Source organism: Bradyrhizobium sp. SZCCHNS3052 (genome assembly GCF_032484495.1).
Taxonomy (GTDB): Bacteria; Pseudomonadota; Alphaproteobacteria; order Rhizobiales; family Xanthobacteraceae; genus Bradyrhizobium.
The window spans coordinates 778958-797949 of record NZ_JAUETB010000001.1; the positions used below are offsets into that span (position 1 = coordinate 778958).

Consider the following 18992-nt stretch of genomic DNA (forward strand, 5'->3'; position numbering starts at 1 on the left):
CGGGCGCTCACGCGCCCTTGGCGGCGACCAGCTCGTCGATGCGGGCGCACAGGTTCTTCAGCACGAAATACTGCTCGGTGCTGGCTTTGCCGTCGTTGACTTCCTGCGTCCACTTCTCGAGCGGCAGCTTGATCCCGAAGGCCTTGTCGATCGCAAATGCGATGTCGAGGAAATCGAGGCTGTCGATGCCCAGATCGTCGATGGCATGGCTATCCGGCGTGATCGTGTCGCGCGGGATGTCGCAGGTTTCAGCGATGATCGTGGCGACCTGATCGAATGTTGAGGACATCACTAAGCCTTTGATATTTTGGAGCTAATCCGGTAGGTGGCGACGGGAGGACACCGCGCCCCCGGGGCCGTCTGATGCGAGCCCTTCTACCCCCGTCGCCCGGGAGTCGTGTGCCCGTATATCGGAGCGACGCGGTGAGTTCAATGGAGCCGGACACGGCGGTTGTGGCGGGATTGTGATGCCCCGTCGGCCGCGGCAGCCGCGTCCAGCAGGGGGATCAGGGCGTGTAGGTCTCGGTGATGATGCGGGCGCAGTCGCGCCGTCCGGTCAGCAGGCAGTCCTGGGTCTTGCGCAGGTCGGCAATGCTCATCGCCAGCCAGATGCCGATCGCGGTCAACGCGACCGTGAAGGCGATGGCGGCGATGTTGGCCAGGATGCGGTGACGGAAGTCATCGGGCTCCTCGCGGGGCTGCTCATACCGGGAGAGATCGAGTGTCGGCCGCTCGCCCCGATGCAGCTGAATCGGCGGACTGCCGCCCTCGGTGACGCGCCGCACCGGACTGCTGCGCGGCCGGAACGGCACCACGCGATGCTCTTCCTCCGCTGCAATGGGGCGCTGGGACTTCATGCCTCGACTCCGATGGTCCTTTCTAGCACGCAGGCCCGACCTCTCACAAAGAAACTTTGCCATAATTGAGCTGCATCAGCAAAGCATCTCGCTCCTCGGATGCATCCAATCGGCGCCCGCTCCGCGGGTGATTGGAACCTGCCGCGGCCGGTCCGAACGGCGTCGCAGCTACGGGCAGATGCGCTGGAACGGCTCGGCAGGCGTGGCATAATGCTGATCATCCCCCGGAGCCCAGCCATGGCCAATACCCGCGAGCCGCTGCTTCATCCCGTGCCGATCCTGTCCCTGCGCCCGACGCAGATGACCGTGGGCATGCGCGAGGTGAAGGAGAAACGCGAGCGCTGGCGCGAGCACAAGTCGAAGAAGAAGCAGGCCGAGCTGCTCGGCAAGCACATGATCCCGGTGGTGCTTGGTCCCGATGAGCGGCACTACGTCGTCGACCACCATCACCTCGCCCGCGCGCTCCATGACGAGGGCGTCAAGGACGTGCTGGTCACGGTGATCGGCGACCTCTCGATGGTCGATCGCGAGGCGTTCTGGGGCGTGATGGACAACAAGCGCTGGGTCTATCCTTACGACGCCAAGGGCGAGCGGCGGCATTTCAAGGACCTGCCGAAGTCCGTCGCGAATCTGAAGGACGATCCGTTCCGCAGCCTGGCCGGCGAGCTGCGCCGCGCCGGCGGCTTTGCCAAGGACACGACGCCGTTCAGCGAGTTCCTATGGGCCGACTTCCTGCGCCGCAAGGTCAAGCGCAAGACGGTCGAGACTCATTTCGCCGCTGCCATGGAGCACGCGCTGGCGGCCGCAAAGAGCCACGACGCGGTGTATCTGCCCGGCTGGTGCGGGCCGGCGTCGGACGACTGATCGTCTCACTTGGTCTTCGGCAGCCGCCCCATCAGGTAGAACTCGTCGTTGGGCCGCATGCCCGTGACATTCGCGATCCGGTTCGACAGCGCGAAGAACGCCGCGATCGCGGCGATGTCCCAGATATCGTCGTCGCCGAAGCCGTGGCCGGCCAGCGCCTTGAAATCGGCATCCCCGACCGTTTGCGCCTCGAGCGCCACCTTCATCGCGAAATCGAGCATCGCCCGCTGCCGTGGCGTGATGTCGGCCTTGCGGTAGTTGATCGCGATCTGGTCGGCGATCAGGGGATTCTTGGCGCGGATGCGCAGGATCGCGCCGTGCGCGATCACGCAATATTGGCACTGGTTGGCGCTCGAGGTCGCGACCACGATCATCTCGCGCTCGGCCTTGGTCAGCCCGCCGTCCTTCTCCATCAGCGCGTCGTGATACGCAAAGAACGCGCGGAACTCGTCCGGCCGGTGCGCAAGTGTCAGGAACACGTTGGGCACGAAGCCGCTCTTCTCCTGCACGCCAAGCAGGCGAGTGCGGATGTCGTCCGGCAGCGCATCGATTGCGGGGACGGGGAAGCGGCTGATGGCGGGCTGGGTCATGGCAACGGGTCCGGCATGCGTGGCAGGGGGCGAACCTTAGTCGATCGCGGCGCAGGCGCAACGGTCCAGCTCGGTCCATCACCCGCCAGTGGCGGAGTGCCCGCAACGCCTCCTCGGCAGCCGTCGTCGATCGGGATTTGAGGAGGGCCGCCGCCGGCTTTAGCGCAGCGGCTTCTTCAGCAGGGAGAAGCGGTCCGGGTCGAGACCCATCGACGGCTGCAGCATTGGCGCGTCCAGCGAGGCGGACAGGCTGCCGCGATCTCCGAGGTTGCCGGCGCCGCTGTCGCCGCTCGACGCGTCCCGGCTCGAGGTCGCTCCGCGCCAGCGCTCCAGCACGGCACTGACGAAATGCATGTCGTGTCCGGCATTGACCGAGCGGACGGTGGCGATCGTCGCCTCGCTGCGCGGCAATTGATGCAGCGGCACCTCCTTGAAGCGCAGCCGGGTCGGCAGCGCGACGCCTTCGCCGAACGCCAGCACCTCGCGGGTGCCGAGCGAGGGAACGAAGGAGAGCAGGTTGGCGGCGGCATCCGACACCGCCGAACGCAGCAGCGACTGGTCGCGCTCGTTGGCGAGCCGCATCGTGAACAGCGTGTTGCACTGGGAGATGATGGTGGCGTCGAGCTCGGCCGGCCGCTGGGTGATCAGGCCGAGATAGACGCCGTATTTCCGGCCTTCCTTGGCGATGCGCGAGATCGCCTTGCGGGTCGGGCCGAAGCCGATCGAGCGGTCGGCCGAGGCGTAACGGTGCGCTTCCTCGCAGACGAACAGCAGCGGCGAGACGCCGTCGCTCCACAGGCCGAAATCGAACGCCATGCGGCACACGACCGAGACCACGGAATCGACCACCTCGGCCGGGAAGCCGGCGAGCTGCATGACCGTCATCGGCCGGCCGTTGGCCGGCAGGCGGAACAGGTGGCTGATGACCTCGGCCATGGTGTCACCGCCGACATTGGCGTTGTCGAACATGAAGGCGTAGCGCGGATCGTTGCGTACCGTCTCGATCCGCGAGATCAGCTTGTGATAGATGATGCGCGAGGAGCGGTTCTCGAGCTTGCCCATGCGCTCGTCGATCAGGTTGATCAGGTCGACGAGGCGGTAGGGCACCGGCGTATCGACGGTGTAGCCGACGGTCTTCGGGTCGATGCGCTTGAGCCCGATGCGGTCCGTGTTCTGGTATTGGGTGTAGATGCCCTTCGCCAGCGGGATCACTTCGGCCAGGATGTCGAGCTCTTCCGGCACGCCCGGCCGGCCGCCGAACAGGACGTCGACGATCTCCTCGAAATTGAACAGCCAAAACGGCAGCTTCAGGTTGCGCGGGTTCAGCACCAGCGCCTTTTCACCAAAGCAGCGGCCATATTCGTTGTGGACGTCGAGCAGGAAGATGCGCAGGTTCGGCCGCGCCTTCAGGATCTCGTTGAGCAGCAGCGACACGCCGGTCGATTTGCCGACGCCGGTCGAACCGAGCACGGCGAAGTGCTTCGACAGCATTTCCTCGACATTGACGCAGGCGCGCACGGAGGTGTCCTGCTGCAGCGCGCCGATGTCGATGTGGTCGCCGGCGGTCGGCGTGTAGATCGTGCGCAGCTCCTCGCTCGTGATCATGTCGACGGCGTCGCCGATGGTCGGGTAGTGGGTGACGCCGCGCTGGAACTTGGGCCGCTCGGCCGGTCCGAGAATCTCGCCGAGCAGGTCTACCGAAGCCGTCGCGACGTATTCGTTGGCACGCGAGAGGTCCTCGCTGGTCACCTCGGTGATGATCGCAATGATCGTGGCGCTCGGGCAGCGAATGCTGATGAAACGGCCGACTGTCGCGCGGATATCGGAGACGTTCATCTGCTGTGTCGACAGAATGCCGACGCGGGCCTGGGAGCCCCGCACCGAGATCACGCGTCCGAAGGATGTCACGGTCATGAAACCTGTGGTGAATTGTTGAATTGACACCTTCTCTGCTGGGACTGGAAAATTTGTTAAGCGGGCAACGTTTGTGACTGCGCCGCCCGCCCAGCCCGGTGGTCGGAGGGTCGCGCGGGGCGTTGCGATCGCACCTCCTCAATGGGACCTAAGGCCTTGCACTGTAAGGATTTCTCTATCCTTTCCTCAAGCGTCGCGCGAACCGTTCGGGTTAACGTCCGGTTCACCATCTCCAAGGCTCTTCCTGAACGGCTCTTCGGCTGTGGAGGCCCCGGCGCCGAAAGAAACCTGGAGGGGCTGCCGCGCCGATCCGAACCTCCAGCCGCTCAGCGATTTGATCGCAATCAATCTGGAACCCGGGCGTGCCGGCTATATTTTTCCCGTCAAGCGCGAGGGAGCGGATGCCGGCCGATCAACGAAATCGGTCGCGCCCATGCCGTTGCGGACCCGATCCTCGCGTGAAGCAGGAGGATGATGTTATGGCTGAACCTACCAAGCTGCCCGTCAACACCGAGAAGGCAGGTGCGCCATCCATGCAGGGATGGCGGCCGTTCGAGAACCTGCGCCGCGAGATCGATCGCGTGTTCGAGGACTTCCACGGCGGGATCTGGCGCACGCCGTCGCTGTTCGACCAACTGCCGGGCCTGGCCCGCGCACGGTCCTTTGCCGTGGCGCCGGCGGTCGACGTCGCCGAGCACGACAATGCCTACGAGGTCACCGCTGAGCTGCCCGGCCTCGACGAGAAGAACGTCGAGGTGAAGGTTGCGAGCGGCGTGCTCTCGATCAAGGGCGAGAAGCAGGAGGACAAGGAGGAGAAGAAGAAGGACTATTACGTCCGTGAGCGCAGCTTCGGCTCGTTCGAACGCTCCTTCCAGATCCCCGACGGCGTCGACACCGACAAGATCGAGGCCGTGTTCAAGCAGGGCGTGCTCAAGGTCACCCTGCCGAAGAAGCCCGAGGTACAGAAGGCCGCCAAGACCATCGACATCAAGGCGGCGTGACCGCATCTCGTGGCTGTCCGTCCCATGATCATGGGACAGACGATGGATCGGACACCAAGGAAGGGCCGCGCGTGCGGCCCTTTTTTTCGCGGAGCTGCAGGGGTAATCTGCCTTCCAAGCAAACGGTCGGCGATGCCGGCCGGGGAACGACCGGAAGGGAGACGAGAGGATGGGCAAGCTCGCACTGGCGGCCAAGATCACGCACGTGCCGTCGATGTATCTCAGCGAGCTGGATGGTCCGGCCAAGGGCAAGCGACAGTCGGCGATCGACGGTCATATCGAGATCGGCCGGCGCTGCCGCGAGGCCGGCGTCGACACCATCGTCGTGTTCGACACCCATTGGCTGGTCAATGCCGGCTACCACATCAATTGCGCGCCGCATTTCGAGGGGCTCTACACCTCGAACGAGCTGCCGCACTTCATCGCCAACATGACCTATGAATACGACGGCAACCCGGAGCTGGGCCACATCCTCGCCGAGGGCGCCAACGCCCATGGCGTTGCCACCATGGCCCACGATGCGACGTCGCTGGCGCTGGAATACGGCACCTTGGTGCCGATGCGCTACATGAACCCCGACCGCCACTTCAAGGTCGTCTCCGTCTCGGCGCTGTGCACCTCGCATTATCTCGCCGACAGCGCCAAGCTCGGCTGGGCCTTCCGCCGCGCGGTCGAGGATCATTACGACGGCACGGTGGCCTTCTTCGCCTCGGGCTCGCTGAGCCATCGCTTTGCCCAGAACGGCACCGCCGACGAGTATCGCGACCGGATGTTCAGCCCGTTCCTGGAGCGGCTCGACCACGAGGTGATCCAGATGTGGGAGCACGGCGAGTGGCCGGATTTCTGCGACATGTTGCCGGAATATGCCAGCAAGGGCCATGGCGAGGGCTTCATGCACGATACGGCCATGCTGCTCGGCGCGCTCGGCTGGAACCACTACGACCGCGGCGTCGAGGTGGTGACGCCGTTCTTCCCGTCATCGGGGACGGGCCAGATCAACGCGGTGTTTCCGGTCTCGCCGATGCCGCATGTGCTCGACGACGTCGGCCGGCCGCGCGCCGCCGCACTCGCGGGCGGTCGGCTGTAGCGCCTCTCACCAGACCTCCGGATGCCGGAGCACCTCGATGATGTCCTCGGGATAGATCTGATCGGCGGTCGCCGTGAGCTCGGCTGGTCGCCGCCATTTGCTCGGTGTTGAATGCTCGGTGTTGAACCGCCGCGTCGGCCGCGCGACCAATGCGGGACGGATCGGAGGCCGGTGACCGTTCAATGCTGACGAGAATTCTGCTGCTGACCGCGATGCTCATCGCGCCGGGCATTGCCACTGCGCAGGCGCCGCATCGCGAAGCCTGCAACGTCGAGGCCGACGTCACCGACCGCGATCCGAATGGTGCCAATGTCCGTGCCGAGCCTGGCGGCAGCATCGTCAAGGTCCTGAAAAATCCGACCAGCGATGGCTGGATCGTCGTGCATCTCGTCGCGCAGCAGGGCGACTGGTTCGAGATCGACCGGGCCATGCTGAACGACGTCGATCAGGGCAAGGAGACCGTGATCTTTCAGGGCAGGGGCTTCCTGCATCGGAGCATCGTCGGCGCCAGCGGCCTGCAGAACGGCGCGGCGATCTACCGCGATCACGCCACGTCGAGCGCGAAGCTTGACCCGCATGCGAGCGGTGACCAGGCGGTCGAGCTGCTCGGCTGCTTCGGCGACTTCGCCAAGATCCGCGTCAAGAAGGGCATCGGCTGGACCCGGCAGCTCTGCACCAACATGGTGACGACCTGCTCGTGACAGCGTGCGCTCGCCGAGCTCCGTCGCGGGCAGCCCGTTGACCACGGCTGCGTTGCAGGTCGTCGCGCCTGCTCAGGCCGCGCGCTGCTGGTGCTGCGACAGCCGCTCGCGCTCGCGCCGGCACCCGGCCGCGAATTGGCGCAGCCGCTCGATCGTCAGCGCGTCGGTGATGCTCCGCTCGAGCCGCTCGGCCCGCTCGATCTGATCGTCGAGGTCCATCAGCTTGGTCATGTCCCGTCTCCCTGGCCAGACAATTTGAAGCAAATTGCATCGTTCCGGCCGGATGAGGATCGTGGTGAATGACGGGTTAATTCCGTGATCGGGCGCACGCTGGCAGGATCGTGCCGGCGAGCCGACGATGGACCGGCGGGACTGCGTCGTCGATGCATCGCAAGCGTCGGCATGGGTCGAATGGCGCACGGGCGCGACGCTGTGCCGGCCGGACGCTGATTCAAGCGCTAGCCGGTCGTCGCTCGTGCGCAATAGTCACGCCAGAACGTCCGGTATCCCTGTTCCACATGCTGCGTGTAGAGCGCGCCGTTTCCGGCGGCTGAATTCAACACCCTGGCGGGCAGCTCGGCACGGAGCGCGGCAAGCTCGCCGGGCCGCGAGCAGAATTTCAGCGCTGTCGCGAGATAGCCTTCGTCGTCATCGGCGACCCACGCGTCGAGGCCGACTGCCTTGACGATCGCGCCGCCCGCCCGTGCCGAGGGGGTGCTGCCGAGCTTGGTGACGACAGGCACGCCCATCTGCAGTGCCTCCCACGTCGAGATGCCGCCGTTTTGCGGGAACGGATCGAGTGCGATGTCGATATCGGCGAACGTCGCAAGATGCTCCTCGCGCGACGTCTTTCCGACGCAACGGACGCGTTCCGCGGCGATGCCGTGGGCGACGAAGCGGGCGATCAAGCCGTCGCGCAGCAGGGGATCGTTCATCGCATGGTTCTTGACGACGATCATCGAGCCCGGCGTCGCAGCCATCAGCTTCGACCATAGAGCCAGAGTCGGCTCCGAAAACTTGTCGGCGCGATTGAACGAGCCGAAGGTGACGTGGCCGTTGCGAAGCATCGGCAGCGGCGACGGCGGAATTGGAGGCGGCGGTTCGATCGTGATCAGCGACGGCAGATCGTAGATCTTTTCGGCAAACAGATGCCGGACCGCGGCCGGAATCGTCACCGCATCGGCCAGCAGATAATCCATCACGGGCAATCCGGTGCCAGTGACGCTGCCGACGGCCGAGACCTGGATCGGGGCAGGCTTGCGCGCAAACAGCGTGAGCCGGTGGCCGGCGGAATGTCCCGAGAGGTCGACGAGGATGTCGATCTTGTCGGCCCGGATCTGCTCGGCGAGCTTGTCGTCGATCAACTGCCAGGCCTCGACCCAGCGATCGACCAGCGAACGGCACAGCTCGGTCTTGGCGTCCCTCGTCGGTGAACACGAATAGCCGACGATTTCGAACCTGGCCCGATCGTGATGGCGAAGGATCGGCAGGAAGCCGAGCGCCGCCGAATGCTCGCGGAAATCGGACGACACGTAGCCGACGACAAGGCGCCGGTCCGGGTCCAGATTCCGCTCGCCGAGCGGCAGACGTGGCAACCGCGCGCCGATCGCCTCCCACCAGTGTCTCCGTTCTGCCTGGAGACGTTCGACCCCGACGTCGGGCAGGAAATCCAGCGCGAAGATCTTCTTGGTGATCGCGTCCTCGTAGTCCGGGTTGATCGCGAGCGCGCGGTCGTAGTCCGCAATCGCCGTGGCGATGTCGCCTTGCATCGCGGAGCAGACCCCGAGCAGGGTCCAGGCGCTCTCCTGCTTCGGGTTCTGCGCCAGCATCTTGTCGATGAGCGAGGTCGCCAGGGCGATGTTGCCGCGGACGAGCGAAACCGTGGCCTTGCCGCGCAGGGCGTCTTCCAGCAGCGGTTCGAGGGCCAATGCCGCGTCAAAATCGGCTTCCGCCTCGTCGAACTTGCCCTGCTCCTGATAGGCTCGCCCGCGCTGGGCGAGGGCAGGGGCCGCAGTCGGATTGATCGCCAGTGCCGACGTCAGCGCGGCCACCGCAGTATCGAAGTTCCGCAGGTTCATGCTGACCAGGCCCTTGCCGAACAGGGCCGTCAGCAGCCGCGGCTGCAGCGCGAGCGCGCGATCGAAGCTCTGACCGGCGTCTTCGTACCGGCCCGTGAGCAGCAGCGCCATCCCGCGATTGGCGTGGGCGTCGCCATAGCCGGGCTTCAGCGCGATGGCGCGGTCGTGCGCTGATATCGCCTCGTCGAAACGCGACAGGCTCATCAGCGCATTGCCGAGATTGGTGAGCGCAGTCGGGAAGTTCGGCTGGAGTCCGATGGCGCGTTCGTAGCAGGTGCGAGCCTCGTCGTAGCGGCCGAGCCGGAACAGCGACAGGCCGAGATCGGACTGGGCTTCGGCCGAGCGCGGGTCGACCTCGATCGCGCGTGCCAGGACGAGCACGGCTTGGTCGAAACGGCCGCAGTCCCGTTCGGAGACGCCGAGCAGATGCAGAGCGCCGAAATGCTGCGGCAGGTCCTGCAGGATCTGCTGGCACAGGGCCTGAGCCTCCGGATGCCGGCCTTCGCGGTAGGCCTTGACCGCCGCCGGCAACAGCACGTCCGCCTGTTTCTTGGCCCGCTTTTGCAGCCTTGCGTTCTGGAAGGCACGGGAGCCGACGCTGCTTTGCAAGTGTTTTCCTCCACAGAACCGGTCCATTGCTCGCAATGGTTGTTCCGTTCTCGCCGATTCGCAATGAGCAGACGTTAACGCGAGGGACGCGTGCCGAAGGGGTGGTGGGCGCCGCAGCGTGTCCGCGCCTTGAGGATGGATCTCGTGCCGAGGCAAAAACGACCCCGATGCTTCTCAGATCACGAGGATGAGGCTGTCGTGCTTTCAGGCCGTCGCGGCAGTGGTCAAGCTGGCTGGGGAACCTGGATTCGAACCAAGACAAACAGAGTCAGAGTCTGTTGTGCTACCGTTACACCATTCCCCACCGGAATGCCCTGCAGTTTCAAGCAATTGCCGCACTGTCTGGCACCGTTTTGCGCGCCGGCCGGCAAAGCAGGGCGGCGACGACGGGTCCTTCTACCCGCATGTCTCAGGCTTTGGCAAGCCGCTGGATGACGGATTTCCAACGTGCTCTGCCGCCCCGCCGCGCCACGGGCCGGCAGGGTCTAGCGTTTGCCTCTCGCGGCCTGCGGCTTTCGCGGCGCGCCGTCCGGGCCGGCGCGCAGCAGCAGGACCAGGCAGGCGCCGAGCCGTTCCGCGATCTCGTCATCGTCGATCGACAGCGGGCCGGGATCGTTGAGGACGGCGTTCACCAGGGTGCCGAGCACGACCTGGACGCCGAACGCGACCGTCTTTCGCGCCTCCGCTGTTCGCGACCGCGTGCGCGAGGCCGGGCCGGCGCGCCGGCCCGCAGGCAGCAGGAGCAGCGCCGCGCGCTCCGACAGTGCCTGTGCCAGCTCCTTGAAGCCGCTCCAGTGGTTCGGTCCGGGCTCGCTGCGCACGAGCGCTGCGCGTAGCACGCCCTTGTGACGGCGCATCCACAGCACGGTGCCGCGCACCAGCAGGTGGCATTGCGGGTCGCCCGCGCGGACGGGATCGGGCGGCGGGAGTCTCAAGAGCTGTTTCCGCCCGTCCGCCAAAGTGAGCGCGAGCAGGGCGTTGAAGTAGGCCTCCTTGCTGTCGAACCGGCTGTAGAAGGCGCCGACCGTTGCCCCGATATGCGCACAGAGGTCGCTGATCGACAGCTCCGCGAGGCTGCGCGTGCGCAGCAGCTCCTCGCCGGCCATCAGCAGGGCAAGCGTCGTCTCGCGGCTGCGCTGCTGCCGCGACGGGGTCACGCCGGGCAGGTGGTCCGGCGCGATCCGCTGCGGCATGTCGCTGGCTCCATCTGGAATAATAATAATAATTATGATTATGATCCGAGGCAAGCCTGGCCGTGCCACCCAGCCCCGGGGCGTCGCGGATCCCAGAGCAATCACAACGATAAACTCGTACGGGCTGCGAGGCGCAGCCGGGACGCGAGCGAGAGGGAGGACGAGGCATGAGCGAGCCCGCATTCGGCGGTAGGATCGGCAGGACCATCGCAGGCTCCAGACCCTGGTGGCCGGCGCCGCAGCAGCCGCCGAAGGGCGCGCCCAACATCCTGGTGGTGCTGTTCGACGATGTCGGCTTCTCCGATTTCGGCTGCTACGGCTCGCGGATCCGCACCCCCGCGATCGACGGGCTGGCCGCGCAGGGCCTGCGCTATTCGGGCTTCCACACCACAGCGATGTGCTCGACCACACGGGCGGCACTCCTGACCGGTCGCAACCATCATTCAGTCGGCGTCGGCTGCCTTGCCAATTTCGACTCGGGCTATCCCGGCTATCGCGGCAAGATCGCGCGCGAGGCGGGGACGCTGGCCGAGATGCTGCGCGCCCATGCCTATCGCAACTACATGGTCGGCAAATGGCACGTCACGCCCTTGACCGAGAGCGGCGCGACCGGGCCGTTCGACGGCTGGCCGCTGGGGCGCGGCTTCGACCGCTTCTATGGCTTCCTCGACGCCGAGACCGATCAATATGCGCCGGAGCTCGTGCTCGACAACACCCATGTCAGCCCGCCCGGCAGCTACGCCGACGGCTATCACCTGACTGCCGACCTGGTCGATCAGGCGATCCGCTTCATCGCCGACCACACGGCCGACCGGCCCGAGCTGCCATGGTTGACCTGGCTCGCGCTCGGCGCCTGCCACGCGCCGCATCAGGCGCCGCACGACATCATCGAGAGCTACGACGCGGTCTTCGCCCATGGCTGGGACGCCGAGCGCGCGCAGCGGCTGGCGCGGCAGAAGGCGATGGGGCTGGTGCCGGAGAGCACGGACCTGCCGCCGCGCAATGATGGCGTGAAGCCCTGGGAGGCCCATTCCGAGGATGAGCGGCGCGTCTTCACCCGGCTGCAATCGGCCTTCGCCGGTATGCTCGATCATGCCGACCTGCATCTGGCCCGGCTGCTCGCTTTTCTCGACAAGACCGGCCAGCGCGACAATACGCTCGTGATCGTCATGTCCGACAATGGCGCCAGCCAGGAGGGCGGGCCGCTCGGCTTCGTCAACGCGATGGGACCGTTCAACTTCAAGCCGGAGCCGATCGCCGAGAAGCTCGCGCGGATCGACGACATCGGCGGGCCGGATACGCACTCGAACTTCCCGCATGGCTGGGCGATGGCGTCGAACACGCCGCTGCGCCGCTACAAGCAGAACACCCATGGCGGCGGCATCCGCGATCCCTTCATCGTCTCCTGGCCGCAGCGCATCGCGGCGCGCGGCGAAATCCGCCACCAGTTCGTCCATGCCTGCGACCTCGTGCCGACCCTGCTCGACCTGATCGGCATCGATGCGCCGGCCATGATCGCGGGTGTGCCGCAGATGCCGCTCGAGGGCGTGAGCTTCGCCGCCTCGATCACCGATCCGGCGGCACCGTCGAAGCAGGTCGCGCAATATTTCGAGATGTTCGGCCATCGTGGCCTCTGGCACGACGGCTGGAAGGCGGTGGCCTTTCACCCGTCGGGCACGCCGTTCGACAACGATAGATGGGAGCTGTTTCATCTCACGCAGGATTTCTCCGAGACGCATGATCTCGCCGCCGCCGAGCCGGAGCGGCTCGCGGCACTGGTGAAGCTGTGGTGGGAGCAGGCGGAGGCGCACCAGGTGCTGCCGCTCGACGATCGCTTCGGCCCGCGCTTTGCCGAGAACGCGGCGCGTTTCCACGGCGCGCGCACGCGCTTTACGTTCCACGCCGGCATGGGCCATGTGCCGACGGACGTCGCGCCCGACGTGCGCAGCCGCGACTATCTGATCGAGGCCCATGTCGAGATCGATGCAGAGGGCGCATCCGGCGTGCTCATTGCCCATGGCGATGCGACGTCGGGCTACAGCCTCTACGTCAAGGACGGTCATCTCGTGCACGATCTCAACATCGGCGGCCGGCACGAGATCATCAGCTCGACCCGCCCGGTACCGGCGGGATCGCATCGCCTGGGTGTCCGCGTCGAACGTCTCAGGCGGCAGACCGAGCCCGCCAAGGGCGCGCGCACCGGCATGAGCCGGTACACGTTGCTGATCGACGGCGAGGAGGCCGGCGCGCTGACGACGCAGCTCGCCTTCCACACGCTGATCTCCTGGTCGGGGCTCGACATCGGCCATGACCGCGGCAGCCCGGTGTCGGACTATGCGGCGCCGTTTGCGTTCACCGGACGGCTCTCCCACGTGACCGTGACGATGCAGGACGAACAGAGTCTGGACGGCGAGGGCGTCGCCACCGCCGAGATGGCGCGGCAGTAGGCGACGACAAGCGGCGGACTATTCCGCCGCTTCCTTGACCGGACCTGCGGCCGCGGTCTCGGGCTCGTGGTCGATATGCGTGCGGCCCCAGCGCGCGAAGGCGTTGTTGACCTTGTCGAGATAGAGATAGACGACCGGCGTGGTGAACAGCGTCAGCATCTGGCTGACGATCAGGCCGCCGACCATCGCATAGCCGAGCGGCTGGCGGATCTCCGAGCCGGTGCCGTTGCCGAGCATCAGGGGCACGCCGCCGAGCAGGGCTGCCATCGTCGTCATCATGATCGGACGGAACCGCAGCAGGGCGGCCTGGCGGATCGACTGCTCGGGCGGCAGATGCTGGTCACGTTCGGCGGCGATGGCGAAGTCGACCATCATGATGCCGTTCTTCTTCACGATGCCGATCAGCAGGATGACGCCGATCAGCGCAATCAGGCTGAAATCGTAGCCGAACGCCATCAGGATCGCGAGCGCGCCGACGCCGGCCGAGGGCAGCGTCGAGAGAATCGTGATCGGGTGAATGTAGCTCTCGTAGAGGATGCCGAGGATCAGATAGACCACGACGAGGGCGGCGAGGATCAAGAGCGGCACGGTCGACAGCGACTGCTGGAACGCCTGCGCAGTGCCCTGAAAGCTCGAGTTCAAGGTTGCCGGCGCGCCGAGCTCGACCATCGCGCGCTGCACCGCATCGGTGGCCTGGCCGAGCGCAACGCCCTGGGCGAGGTTGAAGCTGATCGTGATCGACGGAAACTGACCCTGGTGGCTGATCGACAGCGGCCGCACCGGCACGTTGGTCCAACTGGCGAAGGTCGAGAGCGGCACCTGGTCGCCGGTGGTCGGCGATTTCACGTAGAGCTTGTTGAGCGTGTCGATATTGCCCTGCAGTTCAGGCAGGATCTCCAGGATCACGCGGTACGAGTTGAGCTGGGTGAAGTACTGCGCGACCTGGCGCTGGCCGAACGCGTCATACAGCGTGTCGTCGATCAGCTGGGGCGAGATGCCGTACCGCGAGGCGGTGTCGCGGTTGATCGTGAGCTGCACGGTGGTGCCGTCGGCCTGCTGGTCGGTGGCGACGTCGCGCAGCTGCGGCAGCGAGCGCATCTTCTCCAGGATCTTCGGCGCCCACTCGTTGAGCTCGGCGAGATTGGAGTCCTGCAGCGTGAACTCGAACTGGGTTCGGGACGGCCGGCCGCCGAGGCGGACGTCCTGCGCGGCCTGCATGTAGAGCCGGGCTCCCTCGACCTTCTCGAGCTGCGGCCTCAGGCGTGCGATGATCTGCTGCGCCGATGCATCACGCTCGTCACGCGGCTTCAAAGTGATGAACAGATTGCCGGTATTGCCGGCGCGGCCGGAACCGCCGATCGCCATTGCGACGCTGGCTACGCCCGGATCATCCTGCACGATCTTGGCCAGCGCCTCCTGGCGCGACTGCATCGCCTTGAAGGAGATGTCCTGCGACGCCTCCGACGCGGCGGTGATCAGGCCGTTGTCCTGCTGCGGGAAGAAACCCTTGGGGATCAGCACGAACAGGTAGATCGACAGGCCGAGCGAGGCGAAGAACACCATCAGCGTGGCGAAGCGCCAGCGCAGTGCGATGTCCAATCCCTTCTCGTAGGCCCTGAGCAGCGCCTCGAAGCCGCGCTCGCTCCATTGGTAGAATTTGCCATGAGCCTGGTGGCCGCCGCGCAGGAAACGCGAGGCCATCATCGGCGTCAACGTCAGCGAGACGAACATCGAGACGAAGATCGTCATCGCCAGCACGACCGCGAATTCGCGGAACAGGCGCCCGATGATGCCGCCCATCAGCAGGAGCGGGATCAGCACGGCGACCAGCGAGATCGAGATCGAGACAATGGTGAAGCCGATCTCCTTGGCCCCCTTGTAGGCGGCAGCCATCGGGGACTCGCCTTCCTCGACATAGCGAGAGATGTTCTCGAGCATGACGATGGCGTCGTCGACGACGAAGCCGACCGCGATCGTCAGCGCCATCAGCGAGAGGTTGTCCAGCGAATAGCCGACCCCCCACATCATCGCGCAGGCGCCGAGCAGCGCGAGCGGCACGGTGATCGTCGGGATCACCGTGGCCCAGAAGCTGCGCAGGAAGATGAAGATGACCATGACCACGAGAAAGATGGTCAGGAGCAGCGTGAACTGGACGTCCTCGACCGCGGCACGGATGGTCGTCGTGCGATCCGACATCAGCTCGACCTTGATGGCCGGCGGGATCGCCGCAACAAGGCGCGGCAGCGTCGCCTTGATCTTGTCGACGGTTTCGATGACGTTGGCGCCAGGCTGCTTGAAGACCACCAGGAACACGCCGCGCTTGCCGTTGGCCCAGGCGGCCTGCTTGGCATCCTCCGGCCCGGTCACCGCCCGGCCAATGTCACGGACGCGCAACGGACCGCCATTGCGGTAGGCGATGATGACGTCGTTCCAGTCCTTCGACTCGGTGAGCTGGTCATTGGCGTAGATGGTGTAGGCCCGACGCTCGCCGTCGATGTTGCCCTTCGGGCTGTCGACCGTGGTGATCGCGATCTGGCTGCGCACGTCCTCCATCGAGAGGCCCTTGGCGACCAGCTTGGCCGGGTCAATCTGGATACGGATCGACGGCTTCTGCTGGCCGCCGATGATCACCTGGGCAACACCCGAGATCTGGCTGATCTGCTGCGCGAGCTGCGCATCGACGGAATCGGAGACCGTCGTCAGCGGCAGCGTCTCGGACGTGGCGGACAAGATCAGGATCGGCGCGTCCGCTGGGTTGACCTTGCGGTAGGTCGGCGGCGACGGCAGGGTCTTGGGCAACTGGCCCGAGGCGGCGTTGATGGCGCCCTGGACGTCGTTGGCGGCGCCGTCGATGTTGCGGTTCAGGTCGAACTGGATCGTGACCGATGCGGTGCCCAGGTAACTGGTCGATGTCATCTGGGCGATGCCGGGGATCTGTGCGAATTGCCGCTCCAGCGGCTGGGCGACCGAGGTCGCCATGGTCTCAGGGCTGGCGCCCGGCAGATTGGCGGTCACCTGGATGGTCGGGAAGTCGACCTGCGGCAGCGGTGCGACCGGCAGCAGGGGGTAGGCGACCAGGCCGATGAACAGGATACCTGCCATCAGCAGCGAGGTGCCGATGGGGTATTTGATGAAGGGTGCCGAGATGCCGCCGTTCATTCCTGCCGGACCTTAGCTGGCGCCGGCTCCGAGCTGGCCACCGCGGTGGTCACGACCGAGCCTGGCTGAACTTTGAATTGACCGCCGGTGATCACCTGCTGGCCGGGGGTCAACCCCTCTTCGACGACGGTACGGCCATCGAGCGAAACGCCGACCTTCACCTTGCGCAGCTCGGCCTTGCTGTCCGGGCTCACCGTGTAGGAATACAGCCCGTTGGTCGAATGCTGGACGGCGTCGTCGGGAACCACCGTGGCATCCTTCAGCGTCCGCACCAGGAGCCGCGTCGAGACCGACTGTCCGGGCCACAGCACGTGGTCCTTGTTGTCGAACACCGCCTTCAGCCGGATCGTTCCACTCGACGTGTCGACCTGGTTGTTCACGACCATCAGCTTGCCCTCGGCGAGCTGCTTCCTGCCGTCGGTGGTGAACGCGATCACCTTCAAGGGAGCGGTTTTCTGCGCCTCGTTGATGTAGGGCAACTGCTCCTCCGGCGCGGTGAAGATCACCGCGATCGGCTCGATCTGCGCGATCGAAACGATGCCGGTCTGGCTCGAGGCGTTGACGATATTGCCGATGTCGACCTGGCGGAGGCCGGCGACCCCGGAGATCGGCGCCTTGACCTGGGTGTAGCTGAGCTGGGTCTGGGCATTGGCGATCGCGGCGTCGTCGGCGGCGATCTGTGCCGTGAGCTGTGCGACGGTGGCGCGCTGGGTGTCCTGCTGCTGCCTGGTCGCGAACTCGCCGAGCTTGGTGGTGCGCTGCAAATCGAGATTGGCGTTGTTGAGATTGGCCTCGTCCTGCGCCCGCTTGGCCTTGGCCTGGTCGAGCGCGGCCTGGAACGGCCTCGGGTCGATCTCGACCAGCAGGTCGCCCTCTTTCACAAGCTGGCCTTCGGTGAAGGCGATCTTGTCGATCTGGCCGTCGACGCGGGTGCGGACCTGGACGGTGTTGAAGCCTTGCACGGTCCCCAGGCCGGTGAGGAAGACCGGGAAGTCCGTCTTCTCGACCGGCACGGTCGAGACCCGAACCGCCTGCGGTCGGGCCGAATTCTGCTCAGCGGTCTTCTTCGCTGCCTCGGCGCCCTGATGACGCTGCCAGCCGTAATAGCCGGCGCCGCCGAGAGCCGCGACAAGCAGGATCCAACCGAGGGTTCGTGATGTCTTCATGCTGGCCCACATGCTGAGACGAACAGGATAACCGGTCTTTAAAACCATTCCCAGCATGCCAGATATAGTACGCACGCAATTAATGTGTAAACACACGAGCGCGTGGACAAACCTAAACAATCGGCAAGCTTCGAGGAAGCGCAAGGGAGTTCACAGCCATGTCGCTGGATATGAGACGTCAGCTCGTTGCGCAGCTAGTCGAAAGCTCGCGCATCCTGCGCAACTATATTGATCATCGTGCCAAACAGCGCGGCACGACCCGCGCCCAATGGGTGGTGCTGTTTCGGCTGCGCGCGCATGAGGGGATGTCACAGGTCGATCTCGCAGAAGTGCTGGAACTGCAGCCGATTTCACTGGTGCGTCTGCTCGACAGGCTGGTCGAGCAGGGGCTGCTGGAGCGCCGGCACGATCCGAGGGATCGCCGCGCGAACCGTCTCCATCTCACCGCCGCGGGACGAGAGCTCGTCGATGATCTCGACGAGCTGCGCGATGCGATCGCCGGCGACGTTCTGCACGACATTCCGGACGAGGCCGTCGCCACCAGCCTGTCCACGCTCAGGGACCTGAAGGATCGGATCAAGACGCTGTCCGATCCGAAAGCCGAGGTGGCGCTCAAATAGCCGAGCCGCGGCGCAGACCGTTCTGATCCCATTTTGAGTTGCGTCGTATAATAAAACATCTTGAGTGCGAAAAATGGCGGGGAAGCTTGCCGTTGCCGCGGCGTGGCCTGCGCGAGAGCAGGGCGGTCTGCGGCGATCCTCTGCCGCCATCGTCGGCTGGCGCGCCGCGCCGGACCATTCGCCGGCCGCGCGGGTCTCTCGTGCGAATGCCGCACTCCGACCTATTCTCGCCGTCTTGTCGCGCCCGATGGGAGCTGATTAGAAGCCGATGAGTCCGGCCGCCGTCATGGCGCCGTCGGGCCGCGGCAGGATTCAACCGGAGCGAGGCTGCGTCGCCGACGATGCGCCGTGCGACGATAGCGAATGGGGAGCTCACGATGGAAGAACTGAATGGAAAGATGCTCGCGTGCCAGATCCTGGTCACCGGCCTGATCGCGCGCGTCGCCAACGAGCAGCGCGATCCGTTGCGCTTCCTGACCGATTTTCGCGATGAGATCAGGGCCGTCGTCAAGGGCGTGCGGATCGCGGGGATCGATGATTCCGATCGCGTGCGCCAGATCGCGGTGCAGACCGTGGACGAGCTGTTCTCGCTGATGAAGCCGCCGAGCCCCGACGAGCCGGCTGGCTCGTCGAACTGACCTGCGCCGGGGTTACGCCCGACGCGGTGCTGATTCGACGGCAGCGCGAGTCAAATCGCGCTGTTTAG

The 18992-nt window shown here is 65.6% G+C and carries 17 protein-coding genes and 1 tRNA gene; 7 read left to right on the forward strand and 11 right to left on the reverse strand.

What is annotated here, in order from left to right; genetic code table 11:
• Positions 1-7: 7 nt before the first annotated feature.
• Complete coding sequence (locus QX073_RS03535) at positions 8-289, reverse strand: acyl carrier protein (protein WP_006609130.1); 282 nt, start codon at positions 287-289, stop codon at positions 8-10.
• A gap of 217 nt (positions 290-506) precedes the next feature.
• The gene (locus QX073_RS03540; protein WP_315714489.1) at positions 507-857 is read right to left on the reverse strand and encodes a hypothetical protein; all 351 of its coding nucleotides are present in this window, start codon (positions 855-857) and stop codon (positions 507-509) included.
• Between the two features lie 237 nt (positions 858-1094).
• Between QX073_RS03540 and QX073_RS03545 the strand changes: the two genes are divergently transcribed.
• Positions 1095-1721, forward strand: coding sequence for a ParB-like protein (locus QX073_RS03545; RefSeq protein WP_315714488.1), 627 nt, complete (start codon positions 1095-1097; stop codon positions 1719-1721).
• Positions 1722-1726: 5 nt separating this feature from the next.
• On the opposite strand, the gene QX073_RS03550 is transcribed toward QX073_RS03545, so the two are convergent.
• Together QX073_RS03550 and QX073_RS03555 are read right to left on the reverse strand one after the other, a co-directional pair.
• Entirely contained in the window at positions 1727-2311 is a 585-nt protein-coding gene (locus tag QX073_RS03550) for a peroxidase-related enzyme (RefSeq protein WP_315714487.1), read from the reverse strand.
• 159 nt (positions 2312-2470) lie between these two features.
• Positions 2471-4225 (reverse strand): ATP-binding protein, encoded by a 1755-nt coding sequence (locus tag QX073_RS03555; RefSeq protein ID WP_315827377.1) that lies wholly within the window; start codon positions 4223-4225, stop codon positions 2471-2473.
• 479 nt (positions 4226-4704) lie between these two features.
• Between QX073_RS03555 and QX073_RS03560 the strand changes: the two genes are divergently transcribed.
• Both QX073_RS03560 and hpaD read left to right on the forward strand, forming a co-directional pair.
• Complete coding sequence (locus QX073_RS03560; protein WP_315714485.1) at positions 4705-5226, forward strand: Hsp20/alpha crystallin family protein; 522 nt, start codon at positions 4705-4707, stop codon at positions 5224-5226.
• Between the two features lie 169 nt (positions 5227-5395).
• A complete protein-coding gene (gene hpaD / locus QX073_RS03565; RefSeq protein ID WP_315714484.1) occupies positions 5396-6313 on the forward strand; it encodes a 3,4-dihydroxyphenylacetate 2,3-dioxygenase in 918 nt (305 codons plus the stop codon).
• 6 nt (positions 6314-6319) lie between these two features.
• Here hpaD and QX073_RS03570 read toward each other — a convergent pair whose 3' ends face one another.
• The gene (locus QX073_RS03570) at positions 6320-6496 is read right to left on the reverse strand and encodes a hypothetical protein (protein WP_316172358.1); all 177 of its coding nucleotides are present in this window, start codon (positions 6494-6496) and stop codon (positions 6320-6322) included.
• Between QX073_RS03570 and QX073_RS03575 the strand changes: the two genes are divergently transcribed.
• On the forward strand, positions 6496-7014 hold the full coding sequence (locus QX073_RS03575) for a hypothetical protein (protein ID WP_316225313.1): 519 nt from the start codon (positions 6496-6498) through the stop codon (positions 7012-7014). The genes QX073_RS03570 and QX073_RS03575 overlap by 1 nt on opposite strands.
• 72 nt (positions 7015-7086) lie before the next feature.
• Here QX073_RS03575 and QX073_RS03580 read toward each other — a convergent pair whose 3' ends face one another.
• The 4 genes from QX073_RS03580 to QX073_RS03595 form a co-directional block, all read right to left on the reverse strand.
• On the reverse strand, positions 7087-7245 hold the full coding sequence (locus QX073_RS03580) for a hypothetical protein (protein WP_315714481.1): 159 nt from the start codon (positions 7243-7245) through the stop codon (positions 7087-7089).
• Positions 7246-7472: 227 nt separating this feature from the next.
• The gene (locus tag QX073_RS03585; RefSeq protein WP_316225314.1) at positions 7473-9701 is read right to left on the reverse strand and encodes a tetratricopeptide repeat protein; all 2229 of its coding nucleotides are present in this window, start codon (positions 9699-9701) and stop codon (positions 7473-7475) included.
• A gap of 230 nt (positions 9702-9931) precedes the next feature.
• Positions 9932-10005: transfer RNA gene (locus QX073_RS03590), tRNA-Gln, on the reverse strand.
• A 181-nt stretch (positions 10006-10186) separates the two neighbouring features.
• Complete coding sequence (locus QX073_RS03595) at positions 10187-10894, reverse strand: TetR/AcrR family transcriptional regulator (protein WP_315714478.1); 708 nt, start codon at positions 10892-10894, stop codon at positions 10187-10189.
• Between the two features lie 167 nt (positions 10895-11061).
• Between QX073_RS03595 and QX073_RS03600 the strand changes: the two genes are divergently transcribed.
• Positions 11062-13341, forward strand: coding sequence for an arylsulfatase (locus QX073_RS03600; protein ID WP_316225315.1), 2280 nt, complete (start codon positions 11062-11064; stop codon positions 13339-13341).
• Positions 13342-13359: 18 nt separating this feature from the next.
• Here the strand turns inward: QX073_RS03600 and QX073_RS03605 are convergent, their stop codons facing one another.
• Positions 13360-16500, reverse strand: coding sequence for a multidrug efflux RND transporter permease subunit (locus QX073_RS03605; RefSeq protein WP_315749712.1), 3141 nt, complete (start codon positions 16498-16500; stop codon positions 13360-13362).
• A complete protein-coding gene (locus QX073_RS03610) occupies positions 16497-17678 on the reverse strand; it encodes an efflux RND transporter periplasmic adaptor subunit (RefSeq protein WP_409999263.1) in 1182 nt (393 codons plus the stop codon). The genes QX073_RS03605 and QX073_RS03610 overlap by 4 nt, the downstream gene beginning before the upstream one ends.
• 146 nt (positions 17679-17824) lie before the next feature.
• Between QX073_RS03610 and QX073_RS03615 the strand changes: the two genes are divergently transcribed.
• Both QX073_RS03615 and QX073_RS03620 read left to right on the forward strand, forming a co-directional pair.
• Positions 17825-18286, forward strand: coding sequence for a MarR family transcriptional regulator (locus QX073_RS03615; protein ID WP_315749714.1), 462 nt, complete (start codon positions 17825-17827; stop codon positions 18284-18286).
• A 377-nt stretch (positions 18287-18663) separates the two neighbouring features.
• Positions 18664-18924, forward strand: a complete 261-nt coding sequence (locus QX073_RS03620; protein ID WP_315749715.1) for a hypothetical protein — start codon at positions 18664-18666, stop codon at positions 18922-18924.
• The last annotated feature ends 68 nt before the right edge of the window (positions 18925-18992 follow it).